The organism is Stenotrophomonas sp. S41 (assembly GCF_016624625.1).
Taxonomy (GTDB): domain Bacteria; phylum Pseudomonadota; class Gammaproteobacteria; order Xanthomonadales; family Xanthomonadaceae; genus Stenotrophomonas.
Genome location: NZ_JACVTV010000199.1, coordinates 1 through 2069 on the forward strand (window position 1 = coordinate 1; position 2069 = coordinate 2069).

Below are 2069 nucleotides of genomic sequence, written 5' to 3' on the forward strand. Positions count from 1 at the left end.
TGTGTTGAGCCGCGGGCACGCGCCGTGGTCGGCGCGGCCTGCGTAGAGTCGGGGGGGGGGGGGGGGGGGGGGGGGGGGGGGGTCGGGCGGGTGACGGCGTCGTGCATGGGCGCATTCTACCGCCCGGCCCTGCATTCCGGGCGATTCCCATTCAGCCGTCGGCACGTCTGCGGCCGATTGTCGCAGGCAGGTTGCCCGGTGAACGCATACGATGGTCGGGCATGACCGGTCCCGACGCCCCCTTCCTACGCACCCTGTGCAGCCTGCGCTGGCTGGCCGTGGCCGGCCAGGCCGCGACGATCCTGGTCGCCACCTGGGTCCTCGGCCTGCCGCTGCCGCAGCTGCCGCTGTGGGCGGGCGTGGCCGTGCTGGCCGCGTTCAACCTGTATACGCAGCTGCGCCCGGAACCGGACGATACCGCGCCGCTGACCGCGTTCGGCCACATCCTGGTCGACGTCATCATCCTGACCTGGATGGTCGGCTGGAGTGGCGGCATCGCCAACCCCTTCGGCTCGCTGTTCCTGATCCTGATTGCCTTGGCCGCCTTCGCCCTGCCCCTGCGCTGGGCCCTGGCGGTGGCCACCGCCTGCCTGCTCGGCTACGCCGCCAGCGGCCTGTTCGGGCAACCGCTGCCGAGCGGCTACTTCCGCGCACTCGATCTCAACCGCTGGGGCGTGGTCGCCAACTTCCTGCTGTCGGCGGCGGTGGTACTGACCTTCTCAACCCGCCTGGCGATGGCCCTGCGCGTGCGCGAACTGGAACTGTCGGCGCTGCGCGAGCGTTTCGCCCGCAACGAAGGCATCGTCGCCCTGGCCACCCATGCGGCCTCGGTGGCGCACGAGCTGAACACCCCGCTGGCGACCATGACCCTGCTCGCCGACGATGTGGCCGAGCGCAGCGAAGAACCGGAAGTGCGCGAGGACATGGAAACCCTGCGCGAGCTGCTGGTGCAATGCCGTGAGCGCGTGCTGGCGCTGGCTGCACCGGCCTCCACCGACGGCCCCGGCCGCAGCCACTCCAGCGCCCAGCAGGTGCTGGAACAGTGGCGGCTGGTGCGCCCGACCATCGACCTGCACCGCAATGACGATGCACCGCTGCGCCTGCCGCTGGACCCCGGCGTCGGCCACCTGCTGATGGTGCTGCTGAACAACGCCGCCGATGCCGGCGAACAGGCCGGGCGACCGCGCGTGGACCTGGAGCTGCGCATCGACGGCGAGGATCTGATCGGCGAAGTGCGCGACTACGGCCATGGCTTCAACGCGCGCGCGGCGGTGCTGCCGGGCAAGCTGTTCGGCAGCAGCAAGAGTGAGGGCATGGGCGTCGGCCTGGCCCTGTCCCACGCCACCATCGAACGCCTGCAGGGCGAGATGTGGATGCGCCCGGCGCAAGGCGCCGGCAGCCGCGTCGGCTTCCGCCTGCCCCTGGCTCCCCACGAGGAAACCCCATGACTGCCTCAACCCTCGGCCTGCTGGTCGACGACGACGAACTGTACCTGCGCACGCTGCAGCGCAGCCTGGCCCGCAAGGGGCTGGAGACGCAGACCGCGCAGGATGCCGCCAGCGCGCTGGCCCTGGCCCGCCAGCACCCGCCCGCGTTCGCCTTGATCGACCTGAAGCTGGGCAGCGATTCCGGGCTGGCGTTGATCCAGCCATTGCGCGCCCTGCGCGCGGACATGCGGATCCTGCTGGTGACCGGCTACGCCAGCATCGCCACCGCGGTGGAGGCGATCAAGCTGGGTGCGGATGATTACCTGCCGAAACCGGCGACGGTGCCGATGATACTGCGTGCACTGGGCGAGGAAGACGACGGCCCGGCCGATGACGGCGAAATGGAAGTGCCCGATGCGATGACGCCGATCAGCCGCCTGCAGTGGGAACACATCCAGCAGGCGATGCATGAGACGGGCGGCAACGTGTCGGCCGCCGCACGCCTGCTCGGCATGCACCGGCGCTCGCTGCAGCGCAAGCTGGCCAAGCGGCCGAGCCCGGAACGCGACCCGAGCCGCTGACGCGGCGAATCCGCCGGGCATGGCCCGGCGCGACCGGGGCAGGTTTCATCGCTACAATTGC

At 71.0% G+C, this 2069-nt stretch carries 2 protein-coding genes; both read left to right on the top strand.

The window, feature by feature from the left end; all coding sequences use genetic code 11:
- Positions 1-221 precede the first annotated feature (221 nt).
- Complete coding sequence (locus tag IAE56_RS20840) at positions 222-1448, top strand: ATP-binding protein (protein WP_164075007.1); 1227 nt, start codon at positions 222-224, stop codon at positions 1446-1448.
- Entirely contained in the window at positions 1445-2008 is a 564-nt protein-coding gene (locus IAE56_RS20845; protein WP_108768511.1) for a response regulator transcription factor, read from the top strand. The genes IAE56_RS20840 and IAE56_RS20845 overlap by 4 nt, the downstream gene beginning before the upstream one ends.
- The last annotated feature ends 61 nt before the right edge of the window (positions 2009-2069 follow it).